Origin of the sequence: Tabrizicola sp., assembly GCF_034366665.1 — a bacterium.
Taxonomy (GTDB): Bacteria; Pseudomonadota; Alphaproteobacteria; order Rhodobacterales; family Rhodobacteraceae; genus Tabrizicola.
The window spans coordinates 1-16,831 of sequence record NZ_JAXMMF010000003.1 but is presented as its reverse complement, the minus strand read 5'-3'; the positions used below and the strand labels follow the sequence as shown (position 1 = coordinate 16,831).

Here is a 16,831-nt window from a genome sequence, read left to right as displayed (position 1 = left end):
GCGCGTCACAACTGCGAAATGTCACGCGAAACCGAAGGAGTCCCCGATGCGTGTTCTCTCTGCCCTGATCCTGTCCACTGCGCTGGCCCTGCCGCTGGCTGCCCCCGTCCTGGCCGAGGACCTGCCCCGCACCATCAGCGTGACCGGCACCGGCACCGTCGAGGCCGCGCCCGACATGGCGACGCTGATGATCGGCGTGACCACCCAAGGCGTCACCGCCGCCGAAGCGCTGGCCGAAAACTCCAAGGCGACCGAGGCCGTGATCGCCCGGCTGACAGCCTCGGGCGTCGAGGCGCGGGACATGCAGACCTCGAACCTGTCGATCAATCCGAACTGGACCGGCTATGACAGCTCGACCCCCACGATCTCGGGCTACGTCGCGTCGAACATGCTGACGGTGCGGGTGCGGGCGCTGGACACGACGGGGGCGATCCTGGACGCGGCCGTGGCCGACGGGGCCAACACGCTGAACGGCATGACCTTCGGGCTGGCCGACCCCGAGCCTGCCTACAACGAGGCGCGCAAGGAGGCGGTGGCCGATGCCCGCGCCAAGGCCGAGCTTCTGGCAACGGCTGCCGGGGTCAAGTTGGGGCAGGTGGTGTCGATCAGCGATGCGGGCGCGATGACCGATCCGCAGCCGATGTACCGTGACGCGGTATCGGCGTCGCCCGTGCCCGTGGTGGGCGGTGAATTGGGGCTGGTGGCGAATGTCGCGGTCACCTGGGAAATCGCCGAGTGAAATGAACGGCAACCGGCGGGATTCGCAACGATTCCGCCGGTTTCTGTCATGATTTGGCCCAAGTCGCCGGGCAGATTGGCGGCAAGAGAAGAAGGCAGGAGCAGTTCCCCATGATCCGCGGACCGATCAGTTTGTTGATCGTCGGTGCCGTCATGCTTGGCGCGACGCTGCTGGTCACGCTTGGCCCCCGCGCCTTCGAGGGTATCCTTCCGGCCGCGGTGCTTGAGGTGATGGAGGGCTCCACGATCGGCGAGTTCACCCATCGCAGCGGCGGCTCGGGGGATAGTGCCGCAGATTTCCTGCAGGATGGTCCCGACGGGATCGAGGTCACCGGCCCGATTGCAGCGATGTCGGGCAACCGGCCGGTCTTCATCAGGGATGTCATCGACAATTACACCACGCAGGTTGGTTCGGCCGCCCCGGCAGAGCTGATGACGATCCGGCCGATTTCGGGGTGCCGGCTGACCCCGCCGCTTGCGGGGACCACGGTGGGCCATGTCACTGCGGGGGGGACAGGACTGGATCTGCCGATCTTGACCTACAACGACAGCGACCTCGCCGCGGCGGTGCAGATCTTTGTCAACCTCTACCGCAAGACGGGCACCGGCAAGGTCCGGCCTTCGCAGGACCTGGCCTACGAGGTTTACGACGTCGCGGTGACCGAGACGCGGGCCCCCGTCTACCTGGTGCTGGAAAGCTTCGTGCGCAACCGGATCTGGAACATCCATCTCGCCCCCGGCGCGCGGATCGAACGGGTGATCCTTCTGGGCGGGACCCATTCCGGGATTGCCAACCTTGACCCCGTCGTTCCGGTCGAAGTTCTCCCCGATGCCGCGCTGGCGGCCTGTGGCATCCAGCCGGCCTACGCCTTGAACCCCGGCCACCGGTTCTTCGAGGTGCTGACGGACGGTCCCGCCTCGTACAAGGCCGAGGCGGAAGTGAAGTTTGCCGCCATGCAGGACAGCATCGCCGCCTACAATACGTGGTTCCGCGACAGTTTCGGGGTGATGGCTGATGCCTCTCGGGCGGGATTCGGGGGCACGATCTCGGTCGTCGGGCCGCAGCCGGGCGCGGCCGAGCCGAAGGCCGTCTACGCGTCGATCGAGGGCGCCCGCATCCGGATGACGCAGGACATCTATGTCGAGATCCAGGGCCAGGTGGCCGCAGACGAGGATTTCGCCGCGCGCGTCCGGGCCATCGCGACCAGCTTTGCCTTCGGTGATCTTGCGAACCTGCGCCAGGGGGTGCAGTTCTGATGCTGCGGCTTCTGATCGGAACGGGCGTCCTTCTGATGGCCGTGGGCTTCGGCGCGGCAGGCTGGCAGTATTGGCAGTCGCTCCCGCAGTCTGCCGCCGCTGACCCCCCCGCCGACTCCCTTGCCGCCGCCGAAGCCGCCCTTGCGCCGGTCCGGCAGAACTGGCTGATCTCTCCGACCGGGGGGCTGGTCCGGCAGGACGAAGTGAAGGCCTATCTCGCACAAGACCGTTTCGCGCCCGACCGGGTGGTCCGGGTGCAGCGCCAGGCGAATCTGGCCGACCTTCTGGCCGAGGGCGAGAAACTGCCCGAGCCTGCGTTCCTGCAAGTCCTGGCCGACATCCGCGCGCCGAAAGTGGCCGAGGGGCTGTGCCCGGCGCTGCAACAGGCGCTGGCCCAGGACTGCGCCGTGCAATCGGCCCGGGTGGTCGAGGGCAGCGTGGACCTGGTGCAGGGCACCGCGCAGTTCCAGATCGAGCTTGTCTTCCGGCTGAAGGATGATGGGGCCGAACTTCCGGACCTCGCCGCGCATGTCCTGCGATCGGACATCGTGCGGCTGGACCTTGAGGCCGGGGCCGAAGGCACGGCCAGCCCCGAGGCCGCCCTCCAGGCCCTGCTTGCCACGGTGGCCGAGACTTGCGCGTCGGACACCGTGGGCGAGATCTGTCGCCCGATGCAGCTTAGCCTTGACTGGACGCCGGGCCAGCCCGTTTCGGCGCGGGCCGGGATTGCCTGGCTTGACCCGCTGCCGAAGGGCATGTTCGTGGCCCCGCCGCTGGAGACCGCCTCAGGCGGATAAGCGCGGGCGGCTAAGCGCGGGCGGCTCAGCGGCGGGACGGGTTCAGGCCGTCGCCTTGGCCAGCGCCTGATCAAGGTCGGCGATGATGTCGCGCACATCCTCGATCCCGATCGACACGCGGACCGAATCCGGCGCGGCCCCGGCCTTCACCTGGGCGTCCTCGGACAGTTGCCGGTGCGTGGTCGAGGCCGGATGGATGATCAGCGACCGCGTATCGCCCAGGTTTGCGACGTGAGAGAACAGTTTCACGTTGTCGATCAGCTGGACGCAGGATTCGTAACCACCCTTCACGGTGAAGGTGAACAGCGCGCCGGGGCCCTTGGGCGTGATCATCTTGGCCAGATTGTGGTAGGGCGAGGATTTGAGGCCCGGGTAAGTGACCTTGCCGATCCGCGGGTCCTGCTCCAGCCATTCCGCGACGATCTGGGCGTTCTGAAGATGGCGGTCCATCCGCAGGGCCAGCGTCTCGATCCCCATCAGGGTGTAGTGGGCGCCTTGCGGGTTCATGGTCATGCCAAGGTCGCGCAGGCCGATGGCGATGGAGTGGAAGGTGAAGGCCATGTTGCCCAGCGTCGGGTGGAAGACGAGACCGTGGTAAGCGGGCTCGGGCTGGGAGAGGGAGGGGAACTTGTCGTCCTTCGACCAGTCGAATTTGCCCGAGTCGACCACGATCCCGCCGGTCACCGTGCCGTTGCCGGTCAAGTACTTGGTGGCCGAGTGGACGACCAGCGTCGCGCCGTGTTCGATGGGGCGGCAAAGGTAGGGCGAGGCCGTTGTGTTGTCGACGATCAGCGGGATATGGGCCTGGTTTGCCACGCGGGCGATGGCGGGCAGGTCGGAGACGGCTCCACCAGGGTTGCAGATCGTCTCGCAGAACAGCGCGCGGGTGTCGGCGTCGATGGCTTTTTCGATCGCTTTCGGGTCGTCGAAGTCGACGAACTTGGCGGACCAGCCAAACTTGCGGATCGTGTTGGAAAACTGCTGGATCGTCCCGCCGTAAAGCTTGGTCGAGGCGACGATGTTACGGCCGGGGGCCATGATCGGGAAAAGCGCCATGATCTGCGCCGCGTGGCCCGAAGAACAGGCGATGCCTCCCGCCCCGCCTTCCAGCGCCACCACCCGGTTCGCCAGCGCGGACACTGTGGGGTTCGTCAGGCGGGAGTAGATGTAGCCCACTTCCTGCAGATTGAAGAGCTTGGCCGCGTGATCGGCGTCGCGGAAGACGTAGGCGGTGGTCTGGTAGATCGGGACCTGCCGCGCGCCGGTGGCGGGGTCCGGTTCGGCACCGGCGTGGATCGCAAGCGTCTCGAAGCCGAGGGGTCTGTCGGTCATGGGTCATCCTCCCTTGTTTGGCGGGCAGGGTAGGAGGCTTTGGTGGCGCTGGCAACGGGGGTGTGTCAAGGGTGGACATCCGCGGCTAAGATAAGGAAAACAATGGTTTGGCCGCGGGCGTTTACGGAATTTTCATCTTTGTCCGCAGGGTTTGGCAGAAGGATCGTTGCGGGGGCAGCGGCTTCCGTGCTTGGATTGGCTGCCTGCAACCGGAGCCTTGCGCGATGCTGACCCCCTTCCATCTGGCCTATCATGTCACCAGCCTGGACGAGGCGCGGGCCTTCTATGGCGGGGTGCTGGGCTGCCGCGAGGGGCGCAGCACCGAGACCTGGGTGGATTTCGACTTCTTCGGCCACCAGATCAGCCTGCATCTGGGAGAGCCGTTCAAGACGACGAACACCGGGAAGGTCGGCGACAAGCTGGTCCCGATGCCGCATCTGGGGCTGGTGCTGCACTTGCCGGACTGGAGGGCCTTGGCCGACCGGCTGATGGCGGCGGGGGTGGACTTCGTCCTGCCGCCGCAGGTCAGGTTCGAGGGTCAGCCGGGGGAGCAGTGGACGATGTTCTTCCGCGATCCAAGCGGGAATCCGATTGAGGTGAAGGGGTTTGCGGCGATGGAGACCGTGTTCGAGGGGTGAGTTTAATCAGGCCGCCGGAAAGACGCCCCGCATGTTTAGGAGCTCTTGTGCAACCCTTGCGGACTCCTCGATTCGACCAGTCAGTTCCGTCAGAGAGATGATCACGCCGGAATTCTTTGGGACCTTGGGACTGACGCTTATGATCCCATGTATGTCGACTGTCCCATCTTCTTGCTTTGACAGGATCAAAGGGGAATGTGCGACGATGTTTCTGAAACCGCAGAGTCTGAGCGCAACTGTGAAGACGTTTGTGGCGTGAGCATGTCGTTCCGCGGTGTCTCTGGGAAAGCGCTTTCGCAAGTATCGGATGCGGGAAGCGAGATCATCAGAGAAGATTGCTTCCTGATCTGATCCGGTGATTTCAGCGACTAAGAGGCGAGTTGCACCCTCTACGACACCCATGTTCAGCATGAAGCGCCCAACGGCCCAGACCCAAGGGTCGTCGTCAGGGTTAAGCAGTGCCTGAATCATGAGAGTGGCTCCAGCTCATTTTCACTGGTTCCAATACCATGCAAGTGGGGCCGCGTCCCTGGTTGAGCCTCCGGTGCGCTGTAGCGCACCCTACGATACATTTGCGGTTGCGCTTGTCGCCTGACCGGCAAACTCTGTGCCTCTGGCAAGGAGGCACCACATGGCAACGGAAACGGCAGGCGTTGATCTGGTCTCAGTCGTGACGCTTCTGGGCGCGGCCGTTGTCGCGGTGCCGGTGTTCAAGCGGATCGGGCTGGGGTCGGTGCTGGGGTACCTGGCGGCGGGGCTGGCGATCGGGCCGTTCGGGCTGGCGCTGTTCGCGGACCCGATGGCGATCCTGCATGTGGCCGAGTTGGGCGTGGTGATGTTCCTGTTCATCATCGGGTTGGAGATGGAGCCCTCGCGCCTGTGGGCGATGCGGCGGGACATTTTCGGGCTGGGGCTGTTGCAGGTGGCCTTGTGCATCGCCCTTCTGGGACTGGTGGGGCTGGCGCTGGGCTATCCCTACGCCGGGTCGCTGATCGCGGGGGCGGGGTTTACCCTGACATCGACCGCCATCGTGATGCAGATGCTGCAGGAACGGGGCGATATCAGCGCGCCGAAGGGGCAGCGGATGGTGTCGATCCTGCTTCTGGAGGATCTGGCCATCGTCCCCTTGCTGGCGCTGGTGGCGTTTCTTGCCCCCGGCGGCGCGGACGTGACGCTGGCGGACCGGCTGGTGGGGATCGGGATCGGCCTCGGGGCGATCCTGGCGCTGGTGGTGGCGGGGCTTTACCTGCTGAACCCGCTGTTTCGGCTTTTGGCGGCGGCGCGGGCGCGCGAAGTGATGACGGCGGCGGCCTTGCTGGTGGTGCTGGGATCGGCGCTGTGGATGGAACTGGGGGGCCTCTCGCTGGCGATGGGCGCGTTTCTGGCGGGGGTTCTTTTGTCCGAGTCGAGTTTCCGGCATCAGCTGGAAGCGGATGTCGAGCCGTTTCGGGGCATCCTGCTGGGGTTGTTCTTCCTGGCGGTGGGCATGGCGCTGGACCTGTCAGTGATCGCGGCGAACTGGCAGCTGATCGCGGTTTCGGTGGCGGCGCTGATGGTCCTGAAGGCCGCGATCATCTATGGCGTCGCGCGGCTGACGCGGGCCAGCCACCCCGAGGCGCTGGAGCGGACGGTGCTGATGGCCCAGGGCGGCGAGTTCGCCTTTGTCCTTTATTCCGCGGCACTGACCTTCGGGTTGCTGAACGCAGAGGAGAACGCGATCCTGAACGCGATCGTCATCGTCTCGATGGTGCTGACCCCGGTGATGGTGATCCTGCATGACCGGTTCAAGCCTGTGGCGCAGGTGTCGACCGAGGGGGTGGAAGCCCCCGAGGGGTTGTCGGGGCAGGTGCTGATCGTGGGCTTCGGGCGGTTCGGGCAGATCGCCTGCCAGCCCTTGCTGGCGCGGCGCTGCCAGATCACCATCATCGACGACGACGCCGAGATGATCCGTGCGGCCGAGACCTTCGGCTTCAAGGTCTGGTTCGGGGATGGCACACGGCTGGACATCCTGAAGGCGGCGGGGGCGGATACGGCGCGGGCGGTGCTGATCGCGACGGACAAGAAAGAGACCACCACCCGGATCGCCAAGCTGGTCAAGCACGAGTTCCCGAACGCCGTGGTGCTGGCCCGCGCCTGGGACCGGGCGCACGCGCTGGAGCTGATCCGCGAAGGTGTGGACCACCAGATGCGCGAGGTCTTCCACTCGGCCCTGGCTTTGGGCGGCGAGGCGCTGGAGGTGCTGGGCGTCGACCCCGACGAGATCGGGGCAGTGCAGGAAGGCATCATCCGGCGCGACGCCGAACGGCTGGCCTTGCAGATGACCGGGGACATCTATTCCGGCAAGAGCCTGATCATCGGCAACGCCGAGCACACGGTGCGGGCTTAGGTCGGCGCCCCCACAGCGCGGCGCTCGGCAGGTTCGGGCGGGGACATCAGGCTTTCCAGCTTGGCTTTCACCGCGTCGGGCCAGGGCATCGAGGTGTGCTTGTCCAGCCAGCTTGCCGCGAGGACCTGCTCGACGGACCAGCGGTGTTCGTCGCCGCAGTGGATCGTGTGGTGCAGCCGGACCGAGGATTTGCCGACCTTCAGGATGGTGATCCGGAAGGTCAGCTTGTCGCCGAAGAACGAGGGTTTCGAAAAGTCGCAGCTGAGGTGGACGGTGGGGGTGCCCCAGCGTTCGTTCCAGATGATCTCGTGCCAGGGCCAGCCGATATGGGCCCAGAACTCCTCGACCACGCCGTTCAGGATGTTGAGGTAGGCCGGGTAGTAGGCGGTGCCCGAGATGTCGCAATCGCCGAAGTGCAGCATCCGGTCTGTGGTGTAGCAGACGGTCATCGTGGTCCCCCTTTTTTCGTCAGGGTGCCGGGTTTCGGGCGCTTGTCAATCCAGCGGCACGGCGGTGGTATACTTGGTCTGGCGCAGCACGAAATGGGTGGTCGAGGACCGCACGACCCCCAGCGCCAGAAGCTCGTGCATCAGGAACCGCTCCAGATCCTCGGGGTCACGGGCCATGACCTTGATCATGTAGTCGTCGGCCCCGGTGATTGTGGCGCACTCCACGATGCGGTCGTGGCGTTGCGTGAAATCGTCCAGTTTGCGGATGGTGGCTTCGGAATGGTCGACCAGCGACAGGTGGATATAGGCCAGGACCGGCATCCCGACGCGGCGGCGGTCAAGAAGGGCGACCTCGGCCTGGATTATTCCCGCATCGCGCAGCGCCTTGACGCGGCGCCAGCACGGCGAGGGGGACATCTGCGCGATCTCGGCCAGGGCATGGACCGAGAGGCTGCTGTCACGCTGAAGGGCGGCCAGGATGCGGCGGTCGGTGTCATCGAGGGGGAAAGCAGATTTCATTTTTCAGTGAATCAGGGGAATGGCTTGCCCAGGTTATGCGGAAAATGCTGCAGAAAGAAATGGAATTCCGCAGGATTGGGGCAAACTGGTTGGTGACCCATTCGCCGGAGACCGCCATGCCGACAAGCTACGCCGCAAAGCACCCCGATGCGGCCGGATACATCGACTACTCTGCCGATGAGGATGCGGTCTGGCGTGATCTTGTCGCCCGGCAATGGCCGATGGTGCAGCGCCACGCTGCGGTGCCCTACCTGCGCGGGCTGGAGGCGCTGGATATGCCGCTGACCCGGGTGCCGCAATGCCCGGATCTGTCTGCGAAGCTGCATCGGCTGACCGGCTGGCAGGTGGTGCCGGTCCCCGCGCTGATTTCCTTCGGGCGGTTCTTCGCGATGCTTGCGGACCGCCAGTTTCCGGCCGCCAGCTTCATCCGCAACCGCAGGGATTTTGACTACATCGAGGAGCCGGACATCTTCCATGAGATCTTCGGGCACACTCCATTGCTGACCGATCCGCGCTTTGCCGGGTTCAGCCAGGCCATCGGAGAGGCGGGGATGGCTTGCGCCAAGGAGGACTATGCCTGGCTGATCCGGCTTTACTGGTTCTCGATCGAGTTCGGGCTGACGGTGGAGGGTGGCACGGTGAAGACCCTGGGCTCGGGGTTGGCGTCGTCTCCGTCCGAACTGGTCTGGTCGGTCAGCGGAGGGCCAGAGCTGCGGCCCTTCGACGTGATCGACATCCTGCGCACACCCTACCGGATCGACATCCACCAGCCGGTCTACTTTGTGATCGACCGGCTGGACGACCTTTTCGCAGCGGCCCGGCGGGACCTTCTGGCCGATGTGGCGACGGCGCGAAAACTGGGGCTGCACGCCCCGAAATATCCGGCAAAGGAGATAAGCGCGTGACCCGGCTGAGTCCCGAGGACTGCCGGGCAAGAATGGCCGGGCTGCACGCCGACTGGGTGCTGGAGGACGGAAACCTGACCCGCAGCTTCGCCTTCAAGGGATTTGCCAGGCCGGTGCAACTGGCCGGTCTGCTGGGCTGGTATGCCGAGAAGGTCGCGCACCATCCCGACATTGCCTTCGGCTTTGGCTACCTGCGCGTGACCTGGACCACACATGACGCGGGCGGCTTGACCGCGGCGGACTTTACCGCGGCCGAGGGGCTGGACCGGCTGCTGGCTTAGGCACGGTCGTCCTTGGGGCTGCCCATCACCACAAAGGTGGTGATGGCCCGGACCTGGGGCAGGGTGCCCAGAACCTCGGTATGCCAGTGCTTGAAGGCGGCAAGGTCGGCACATTCGACGCGCAGGAGGTATTCGACGGTACCGGTGATGTTGTGGCATTCCCGGACCTCGGGCGCGCGGGAGGCGGCACGTTCGAACGCCTCTTGTGCGGCCTTGGTGTGGGTGCCAAGGCCGACGGTGACATAGGCGACAAAGCCGATCCCAAGCTTCGCGGGGTCCAGGACGGCGCGGTAGGACTTGATGATCCCGGCCTTCTCCAGCGCCTGCACGCGGCGCAGACAGGCCGAGGGTGACAGCCCCACGCGGTCGGCGAGCGCAAGGTTCGGCTGGCGCGCGTCGCGGGAAAGCTGATGCAATATCCGGTGGTCTATGTCGTCAAGTTTCGTCATTTGTTGCGAAAGTAGCTTGGATGGCGGCATCTTTGCAATCCATTGTCGCAGGTGGCGCTGCAGGATTGCGGCATGACACACGAGCTGTTCCTTGCCTTGCTGGGCTTTGCCTTCGTCACCTCGGTCACGCCGGGGCCGAACAACATGATGCTTTTGGCCAGTGGCGTGAATTTCGGATTTCGCCGGACGGTGCCGCACATGCTGGGGATCAGCATGGGCCACGCGCTTATGGTGTTTCTGGTGGGCTTGGGGCTGGCGGGGGTGTTCAAGGCCTGGCCGCCCGCGCTTTTGGTGCTGAAGGTCGCATCGGTCGCCTACATGCTGTGGTTGGCCTGGAAGATCGCCCAGGCGGGCGCGCCGGGCGAGGGGCGGGCGAAGGCCGCGCCGATGACGTTCCTGCAGGCGGCGGCGTTTCAGTGGGTGAACCCCAAGGCCTGGGCAATGGCGCTTGGGGCGGTCTCGGCCTATGTGGCAGAGCCCTCGGCCTGGGCCTATGCCGCGGTGGCGGGGGTCTTTGCGTGCGTGAACCTGCCCTCGGTGTCGGTCTGGGCCGGGGCGGGGCAGGCGGTGCGGCGCTGGCTGGACGGTCCGGGGCGGCTGCGGGCGTTCAACTGGGCGATGGCGGGCTTGCTGGTACTGTCCCTGTGGCCGGTGGTGACGCTGGACTTGTAAGGGCAAGCGTAGGGTGGGCGATATCGCCCACCCTACCTAACGCACCCAGAGGCCTTCGCGTTTCAGCGTGTTGCGGATCATCTGCTCACGGCGGGGCAGGTTCGCCCGGTCGAACAGCGCGCGCGCCTTCGCGCCTTCGCCCTGGATGACCATCCGCTTGAAGGCCCCCCAGTGCCGCAGATCGGGCCGAAGCTGGTCGGCCAGCGTTTCCAGCACCTCGACCGCGTGGTCGCTTTCGCGGGCGTAAAGCAGGGGAAGGGTGCGGTAATGGCAGGTGCTGGAGCCGTCCAGCGGGCTGAGGGCAGCGCCCGGTCGACCGCCACCGAACGAGTGGATGACCAGCGGCAGGGTGATCTGGTCCAGCCAGGGGTAAAGCTCCTGGCAGACCAGTTCCGGTGGCGGGTTGGCGCGAATCTCCTTGGCCCAGGCGAGAAATCGGTTGCCGAAGGCGCGGGGGCTTTCGTGGAAGAACCAGCCCGCGTTGAAATAAAGGAAGCGCTGCCAGTAGTCGTCGGGGTAGCTGGGGTCGAGGCTGGCCGCGAAATCCAGGTCGAAGCGGTCGTAGAGCGCCGCCCAGGTCTGGGTCGCCGTGGGGCCATAAAGTTCCACCTTGGGCCAGGTGTTCTCGCGCCGCATCGAGGCGGAGGAGCGGGCGAAGTCGAAGGGGATCGTGCTGACCGGTCCGGTGATCAGGGTGTCGGTGTCCAGAAACAGGAAGGGTGCGTCGGGCAGGGCGGCCAGCGCTTCGATCTTGTTGCCGTGCGGGTAGTCGGTGCCGAAGGCGCGCGTCTCGAACGGCAGGATGGTCGCGCCAAGGGCGGTCAGCAGCTTGCGGCTGCGGTCTGACATCCGGGGGTCGTCCTGCCACTTCGGCCCGGGCTGGGGTTCGGCGATGAAAAGTGTGCCGGAAAAGCCGGGGTCCGAGTGGCGAAGCGAGGCGGCGAGAAGGATCGCCTCATGCTCCAGCCGACCTGACTGGCCGATGGCGAGCAGGTTGAAGGTCATCGCGGCGTGAAGCGCAGGCTGAGACAGGACATCCCGCCGTCCAGCTTGGCGCATTCGGAATTGCCGATCTCGCGCACGTCGAACCCTGCGGCGGTCAGGGCGTCGCGGGTGCGGGGGAAGCCTGCGGGCATCAGGACAAGGTCGTTGAAGCGGATGGTGTTGGCGGCGGCTTCCTCGCCGTCGGGGATGTCGATGACAGTGTAGCCGTCAAAGCAGCCCGAGGCGGAGAGACGTGTCGTGGAAAGGATCGTCTCGGCGTCCAGCAGCGAGCAGTCGGTCTTGAAATGCAGCACTCCGGCCGGGGTGATCACCTCACGCAGGCTGTGGCCCCAAGGGGCGACAAGGCGGGTCAGTTCGGCGATCCCGGCGGCATTGGTTCTAGCCGAGCGGCCGACGAAGATCTCGCGTTCGGTGACGAGGATATCGCCGCCCTCGATAAAGCTGTCCGGGCCGGTGATGGCGACGACCTCGGCGTAAAGCGCCTTCAGGTGCGGGGCCATCTCGGCCGCTTCGCCCAGACGCGACGGCGCGCCGGGGCGCATCACGACGGCGCCTTGCGGCAGGCAAAGCGCGGTATCCTCGACGAAGACGCTGTCGGGAAAGGCGTCCAGCGGGGGGAGTTCGACCACAGTCGCCCCCGTCTCGCGCAGGGTGGCGATGTAGGCGGCGTGATCGGCCTGCATCCGGGCAAGGTCCGGGGTGCCGGTATCCACGGCGCGCAGGCCCCGGGTGATCGAGGCCGCGGGGCGGCGGGTGATGGCGTGGCTGAAATGGGTAGAGAAGGACATGGGCATACCCCGGGCGTTGCGCGTCTTGTGTCGCATCAGGGCAGGCCCGGACGCAAGGGGGAGGGACGTCGCGCGGTCGCTGTGCTAGAGGTGGGCAACCACGGAAAGGACTGCAGGATGACCATCACCAACGCCGCGGAACTAAAGGGCTTGCAGGCCATCGGCCGGATCGTTGCCGACACGTTGCAGGCGATGGCGCGGGCGATGGAGCCGGGCATGACCACGCGCGAGCTGGACGGCATTGGTCGGCAGGTCCTGGAGGCCGCAGGGGCACGGTCGGCCCCCGAACTCAGCTACGGCTTTCCGGGCGCGACCTGCATCAGCGTGGGCGAAGAGATCGCGCATGGAATTCCGCGCGACCGCGTGCTGGCGGCGGGGGACCTGGTGAACATCGACGTCTCGGCGGAAAAGGGCGGGTTCTTTGCCGACACCGGGGCGACCTTTCAGCTGGGCCAGGTCAGCCCGGACCTGGAACGGCTGTGCCGGGACGGAAGGCGGGCGATGCAAGTCGGGATTGCCGAGGTCGGGCATGGCAGGCCGTTGTCGGGGATCGGCAATGCCATCGGGCGTTTTGCCACCAGGCGCGGCTACACGCTGATCCGCAATCTGGCGAGCCACGGGGTGGGGCGGGCCTTGCACGAATACCCCGAAGAGATCGCGACCTGGCCGAACCGCGACCGACGCCGCATCCACCGCGGGCTCGTGCTGACGGTCGAGCCGTTCCTGTCGCTGGGCGGGCGGATTGCAGTGGCGGGGCGTGATGGCTGGACGCTGCAGGCAAAACCACGCGCGGCGGCGGTACAGTATGAGCATACGGTGGTTGCCACGGATGGTGGGGCGATGGTGCTCACGCTGCCGACCCGAGCCGACTAAGGCAGGATCAGCTGGCCCGTCGCCTCCTTTGCAAGGGCGCGGGTTGGCCTGTCATCCCGCCCAAGGCAGCGTAAGGGCCGGATGGAAAAGCCAGCGCCACCAGGCGTGGTCCAGGAACTGGCCGGACAGGATCAGGAAGCTGAGCGCGAGGCTGATCGCCATCGCCAGGCCGTACCAGAGCGCGGTCAGAATCCGTGACCGGGGCCGGGTCGGCACGGCAGCCTCGGCCGCAAGGGTGCCATCCCAGAGGCCGGGCTTCAGGCCAGCCGCGCGGGGGGCTGCGGTGGCGTAAAGCCGCGCGGCAAGGCTGCGCAGGCACCAGGTCGCAAGGAAGGTCAGCGCGGCAAGGCCAAGGGTGATCTGGTCCTGCAGTGCAGCAAGCGCGTCGGGTGACAGGTCCTCGATCCAGGGGGCCCAGTCAGTGGCCGTGGTCAGAAGGCCCCGCGCGGCGGCGAAGGGCAGTGCGAAAAGCGCGGTCAGCAGCATCAGGCCCGGGATGCGCCAGCCTGCCTGGGCGACGACGCTGCGCAGGCGGCGCAGCTCGAACGCGGCGGACAGACGGTCCTCGGTCGCCAGATGGGCCAGCATCATGGGCAGGGCGGGCAGGATCAGGGCGGCAACCAGTCCGCCCAGCAGGAAGACCGCAGGGCCGACGAAGGCCTGTTCGTAGCACTTGTTGAACGAGTTTTCCCATCCCGCCCACCAGGCCCCAAGCCAAAGGAGCGTGAAGGGCAGGGTCCAGGTCAGAAGCGCCGCCAGCGCCGTGAGGCCCAAGCGGATATTGGCCGCCAGCCCCCCCAGTGCGCGGGCAAGGCGGCTGGTCGGGCCTTGGGTCCAGTCGCGGGGACCCAGAAGCCAGCCGGGGGCGTCCTCGGCCGTGCCGAAGCGGGTGCGCGACAGGTGACCCTGACGGCGGGCCAGCCAGCCAAGCGCGATCAGGGCGGTGACCGGACCGGTGCAGAGAAGCGTGCCGATGGCCACGTCGACAAGGGTGCGCGCAAGGCGGGCCAGCCGACCGGGGGCATAGGCGGAAGGGGCAAGGGCGGTCATCGGGTCGCGTTCCCCTGCTGGGGGGTGCTTCTGCCTGACACCGGCTGCAAGATCCGGCGCGCGGTCCCCCTCACCCTGGCCCTCTCCCCCGGGGGGAGAGGGGACGCGGGGCGGAAAGGTCGGTTCAGAATTTGACCGGCGTTTGCTGCACAGGCGGTCACAGGAAGATCTCCTCGACCGCCCTGCCTTCGGCGCGGGGGGCGGCAAAGCTCATTGCGGCGGCAATGGTCGGGGCGATGGCGGACTGGTCGACGGGCTTGTCCACCGTGCCTGTGCCGATGCCGGGACCGAAGATCACTGCCCAGGTCTCGTGGGCGCTGCGCGAATTGAAGTGGTGCTGGAACGGCACCTCGGCCAGCGGGTTTGCGTCGCGGCCGCAGTCCGGAGTGATCACGAAAACCGTGTTGTCCCGATAGAACGGGTCGGCATCCGCCGCGCTGACCAGGCGCTGCAGGCCTTCGTCGATGATCGCGATGGCGCGCGTGTAATGGCTGGGATTGCCCCAGTGGACGTAGTCGGGGTCCTGGTAGTTGACCATCAGGAACCGGGGGTTCAACTCGGCCATCGCGCGGACCGAAAGCTCGGTCAGAAGTCGGTCACCGCGCGGGTTCTTCAGGCCCGTGTCGCCGAAATCCTGACGCCAGCGCGCCCAGAAGGCCTGAACCTCGGGCGAGGGGGCGGGGGTTGCGCCGCGCGCATCCTTGGTCAGAAGGGACTGGCGTTCCTCTTGCACGGCAAGGAGCTGGTCTTCGGGCAGCTTGCCCTCGGCCAGTTGCGTCGCGGTGCGATACAGCTTGTAGCGGTGCAGCGACAGCATCTCGGAGCGGAAGTCGATGCCGAAATGGTCGCCCGCGCCAAAGGTGAAGAACTCTTCCTGCGGGCGGTCCTCGCCGTTGATCAGCAGGACCTGATGCGAGGGAATGTCGAAGCTGCGGCGCAGGTATTCGAACAGCGTGGGTTCCGTCGGTTCCAGCTGGTCGCCGACGCCCGGCAGCTCTCGATAGGCCAGGTAGCGTCCGGTCAAGAGGTTCAGCGTGCCCTCGGCGTGAGACGTGTTGACCCCCTCCAGCTTGTCGATCCTGAGGTCAGGGATGAAGGTCCCGCGCGGGGCCAGGACGTGCCTTAGATAGGGGGCCCAGGTCGCGGCTTCGTCGATGGTTTCGGCCCGGCGCACGCCGCCGCCGAACCGCACGAGGATGACGTTCGGTCCCGTGTAGGCCCGGGTTTCGGCGCGCAGGGGGTGGGGTGCGACAAGACTGGTTGCAAGCCCCAGGCTTCCAAGGGTGAACTGGCGACGATCCATCGGGCGACCCATGACTTGTTAATACGATTAACATTGCACAACTGCGGGCCAATTTCGAGTGATTCTTTGCTGGGGCCTGGGGCCTGGGGCATTGCGCTGGAGTGGCGATCAGCCTGAAGCTGTTGCCCACCCCGGCGTCGTCCTGGGTCGCACGCAGGTTGGTCGATTGGTCAGAGCAGACCTGCAGATGTCGGATCGGGGCGCGGCGACGCGTCTGACTGGCCCGGGCGGCGGGTGCAGGATCGTTGTTCCGGTCTGGCCGCTTGGCACCCGGCATCCCATGCAGAGCCGGTCAAGGTGTCGCTCATCGGAGAACATGGTGGGCGATCCTGGAACGCCTGCCATGCCGGTAAACCATTGATCTGGCAGCAGCCGTGGAGTGGGCGGGTTGCGATTTGCCCCACCTGTCTGTCCCATCGTGCCAGGTCACGCAAGGAATTAACGCGCTGAAGCCGAGTTTAGGTCGGCCGTCGCGAAACCCCGGAGGTAGGTTCACGCATCCGCGAAGTCGAGAAAGTCACGGAGTATCCAGAATGCCGGTTCGTAGCAGCGCAGTGCGCGCTCATTCGGGCTTAGTTCCCCATGTAGGAGGCAGTTCCGCATGTCGTAGAAGGCCGACTACCATCGAAGTCGAGAACCTGTTGGAACCTTACCACCTCATCATTGACGAAGTGGTGGACCCGTTCACAACTGAGAATTCAGTCCGGAAAGTGGATTTTGACGAGGACTACATCGCGGGAGGTCTCGCTGTCCTCCATGATGATGGTCGTATCGAGCCGACTGCGATTTGGGACGACAAGTATCAGCGCGGAAGCAAGACCTACAACCGGGCACTCTATGAGAGGGCCAAGTCGGGTGCACTTTATCGCCTAAAGGAGAACCTGTACGTCACGACCTTGCCGACCGAGCTGTTCTTCAACACCAAGTCAGTTACGGTCTATACCTATCTCTCGGAAGGGTCGCTGCTATTACCTTTCCTGCGGAAGCACCAGAAGGACCATCCGGGCAAGTTCACGATGGAAGTGCAACAGCTAGATTGCGCTGCGGAGACCGCATGGCGTGAGGACGTAGCAAACGCACTCACCGTCCTAAGCTTACCAGGGCTGGAAAAACAGAAATGGAACTTCCGGTCACAGCTCGACACTATCAAGAAGCACGACAAGTGCGCATCACTGGGGCACGAGCTGCGCAAGCTGCGGGACACACAACTTGCGGGGGTCAACCTGAACAACGTCATGCTAACATGCGCTAGGGTCAGGACTCGTTATCCGGTCATAGCCAGAATATGACGGTTGCGGCGAGGGCTATGGCGGAGAGGAAGACGTTCGGGCACCTGTCGTAGCGGGTTGCGACGCGTCGCCAATCCTTCAGCCGTCCGAACATGATCTC

At 65.7% G+C, this 16,831-nt stretch carries 19 protein-coding genes and 1 pseudogene; 10 read left to right on the top strand and 10 right to left on the bottom strand.

The annotated features are described in order from the left end of the window. The first annotated feature begins 46 nt into the window (after window positions 1-46). The 3 genes from U1E69_RS00335 (at window position 47) to U1E69_RS00325 (ending at window position 2,792) form a co-directional block, all read left to right on the top strand. A complete protein-coding gene (locus U1E69_RS00335; protein ID WP_322242010.1) occupies window positions 47-739 on the top strand; it encodes an SIMPL domain-containing protein in 693 nt (230 codons plus the stop codon). Window positions 740-849: 110 nt separating this feature from the next. Further along, window positions 850-1,995 (top strand): hypothetical protein, encoded by a 1,146-nt coding sequence (locus tag U1E69_RS00330; protein WP_322242009.1) that lies wholly within the window; start codon window positions 850-852, stop codon window positions 1,993-1,995. After that, window positions 1,995-2,792: a hypothetical protein gene (locus U1E69_RS00325; RefSeq protein WP_322242008.1), complete on the top strand. Its 798-nt coding sequence runs from the start codon at window positions 1,995-1,997 to the stop codon at window positions 2,790-2,792. The genes U1E69_RS00330 and U1E69_RS00325 overlap by 1 nt, the downstream gene beginning before the upstream one ends. A 42-nt stretch (window positions 2,793-2,834) precedes the next feature. On the opposite strand, the gene U1E69_RS00320 is transcribed toward U1E69_RS00325, so the two are convergent. Further along, on the bottom strand, window positions 2,835-4,124 hold the full coding sequence (locus U1E69_RS00320; protein ID WP_322242007.1) for an O-acetylhomoserine aminocarboxypropyltransferase/cysteine synthase family protein: 1,290 nt from the start codon (window positions 4,122-4,124) through the stop codon (window positions 2,835-2,837). 224 nt (window positions 4,125-4,348) lie between these two features. Here U1E69_RS00320 and U1E69_RS00315 point away from each other — a divergent pair, with 224 nt between their 5' ends. After that, on the top strand, window positions 4,349-4,762 hold the full coding sequence (locus U1E69_RS00315) for a VOC family protein (protein ID WP_322242006.1): 414 nt from the start codon (window positions 4,349-4,351) through the stop codon (window positions 4,760-4,762). A 6-nt stretch (window positions 4,763-4,768) separates the two neighbouring features. Here U1E69_RS00315 and U1E69_RS00310 read toward each other — a convergent pair whose 3' ends face one another. Further along, entirely contained in the window at window positions 4,769-5,233 is a 465-nt protein-coding gene (locus tag U1E69_RS00310) for a hypothetical protein (protein ID WP_322242004.1), read from the bottom strand. A gap of 160 nt (window positions 5,234-5,393) precedes the next feature. Between U1E69_RS00310 and U1E69_RS00305 the strand changes: the two genes are divergently transcribed. Next, on the top strand, window positions 5,394-7,148 hold the full coding sequence (locus tag U1E69_RS00305) for a monovalent cation:proton antiporter-2 (CPA2) family protein (RefSeq protein ID WP_322242002.1): 1,755 nt from the start codon (window positions 5,394-5,396) through the stop codon (window positions 7,146-7,148). On the opposite strand, the gene U1E69_RS00300 is transcribed toward U1E69_RS00305, so the two are convergent. After that, window positions 7,145-7,597 (bottom strand): thioesterase family protein, encoded by a 453-nt coding sequence (locus U1E69_RS00300; RefSeq protein WP_322242000.1) that lies wholly within the window; start codon window positions 7,595-7,597, stop codon window positions 7,145-7,147. The genes U1E69_RS00305 and U1E69_RS00300 overlap by 4 nt on opposite strands. Window positions 7,598-7,642: 45 nt before the next feature. Beyond that, entirely contained in the window at window positions 7,643-8,116 is a 474-nt protein-coding gene (locus tag U1E69_RS00295; RefSeq protein ID WP_322241998.1) for an Lrp/AsnC family transcriptional regulator, read from the bottom strand. Window positions 8,117-8,232: 116 nt separating this feature from the next. On the opposite strand from U1E69_RS00295, the gene phhA reads away from it, so the two are divergent. Further along, window positions 8,233-9,021, top strand: coding sequence for a phenylalanine 4-monooxygenase (gene phhA, locus U1E69_RS00290; protein ID WP_322241997.1), 789 nt, complete (start codon window positions 8,233-8,235; stop codon window positions 9,019-9,021). Continuing rightward, window positions 9,018-9,302, top strand: a complete 285-nt coding sequence (locus U1E69_RS00285) for a 4a-hydroxytetrahydrobiopterin dehydratase (protein WP_322241996.1) — start codon at window positions 9,018-9,020, stop codon at window positions 9,300-9,302. The genes phhA and U1E69_RS00285 overlap by 4 nt, the downstream gene beginning before the upstream one ends. Here the strand turns inward: U1E69_RS00285 and U1E69_RS00280 are convergent. Next, a complete protein-coding gene (locus tag U1E69_RS00280; RefSeq protein WP_322241995.1) occupies window positions 9,299-9,751 on the bottom strand; it encodes an Lrp/AsnC family transcriptional regulator in 453 nt (150 codons plus the stop codon). The genes U1E69_RS00285 and U1E69_RS00280 overlap by 4 nt on opposite strands. Window positions 9,752-9,823: 72 nt before the next feature. Here U1E69_RS00280 and U1E69_RS00275 point away from each other — a divergent pair, with 72 nt between their 5' ends. Beyond that, window positions 9,824-10,423 carry a LysE family translocator gene (locus tag U1E69_RS00275; RefSeq protein WP_322241994.1) on the top strand — a complete coding sequence of 200 codons (600 nt, stop codon included), beginning with the start codon at window positions 9,824-9,826 and terminating at the stop codon, window positions 10,421-10,423. 36 nt (window positions 10,424-10,459) lie between these two features. On the opposite strand, the gene U1E69_RS00270 is transcribed toward U1E69_RS00275, so the two are convergent. Beyond that, window positions 10,460-11,428, bottom strand: a complete 969-nt coding sequence (locus U1E69_RS00270) for a hypothetical protein (RefSeq protein WP_322241993.1) — start codon at window positions 11,426-11,428, stop codon at window positions 10,460-10,462. Continuing rightward, window positions 11,425-12,216: a dimethylarginine dimethylaminohydrolase gene (locus U1E69_RS00265; RefSeq protein ID WP_322241992.1), complete on the bottom strand. Its 792-nt coding sequence runs from the start codon at window positions 12,214-12,216 to the stop codon at window positions 11,425-11,427. The genes U1E69_RS00270 and U1E69_RS00265 overlap by 4 nt, the downstream gene beginning before the upstream one ends. Before the next feature lie 117 nt (window positions 12,217-12,333). Here U1E69_RS00265 and map point away from each other — a divergent pair, with 117 nt between their 5' ends. Beyond that, a complete protein-coding gene (map, locus tag U1E69_RS00260) occupies window positions 12,334-13,089 on the top strand; it encodes a type I methionyl aminopeptidase (RefSeq protein WP_322241991.1) in 756 nt (251 codons plus the stop codon). 51 nt (window positions 13,090-13,140) lie between these two features. Here map and U1E69_RS00255 read toward each other — a convergent pair whose 3' ends face one another. Continuing rightward, window positions 13,141-14,139 carry a hypothetical protein gene (locus tag U1E69_RS00255; protein ID WP_322241989.1) on the bottom strand — a complete coding sequence of 333 codons (999 nt, stop codon included), beginning with the start codon at window positions 14,137-14,139 and terminating at the stop codon, window positions 13,141-13,143. 157 nt (window positions 14,140-14,296) lie between these two features. Then, the gene (locus tag U1E69_RS00250) at window positions 14,297-15,442 is read right to left on the bottom strand and encodes a hypothetical protein (protein ID WP_322241988.1); all 1,146 of its coding nucleotides are present in this window, start codon (window positions 15,440-15,442) and stop codon (window positions 14,297-14,299) included. Window positions 15,443-16,083: 641 nt separating this feature from the next. On the opposite strand from U1E69_RS00250, the gene U1E69_RS00245 reads away from it, so the two are divergent. After that, the gene (locus U1E69_RS00245) at window positions 16,084-16,731 is read left to right on the top strand and encodes a hypothetical protein (RefSeq protein ID WP_322241987.1); all 648 of its coding nucleotides are present in this window, start codon (window positions 16,084-16,086) and stop codon (window positions 16,729-16,731) included. Here U1E69_RS00245 and U1E69_RS00240 read toward each other — a convergent pair. Beyond that, a pseudogene (locus U1E69_RS00240) lies at window positions 16,715-16,831 on the bottom strand (IS5/IS1182 family transposase); the annotation flags it as partial. The gene U1E69_RS00245 and the pseudogene U1E69_RS00240 overlap by 17 nt on opposite strands.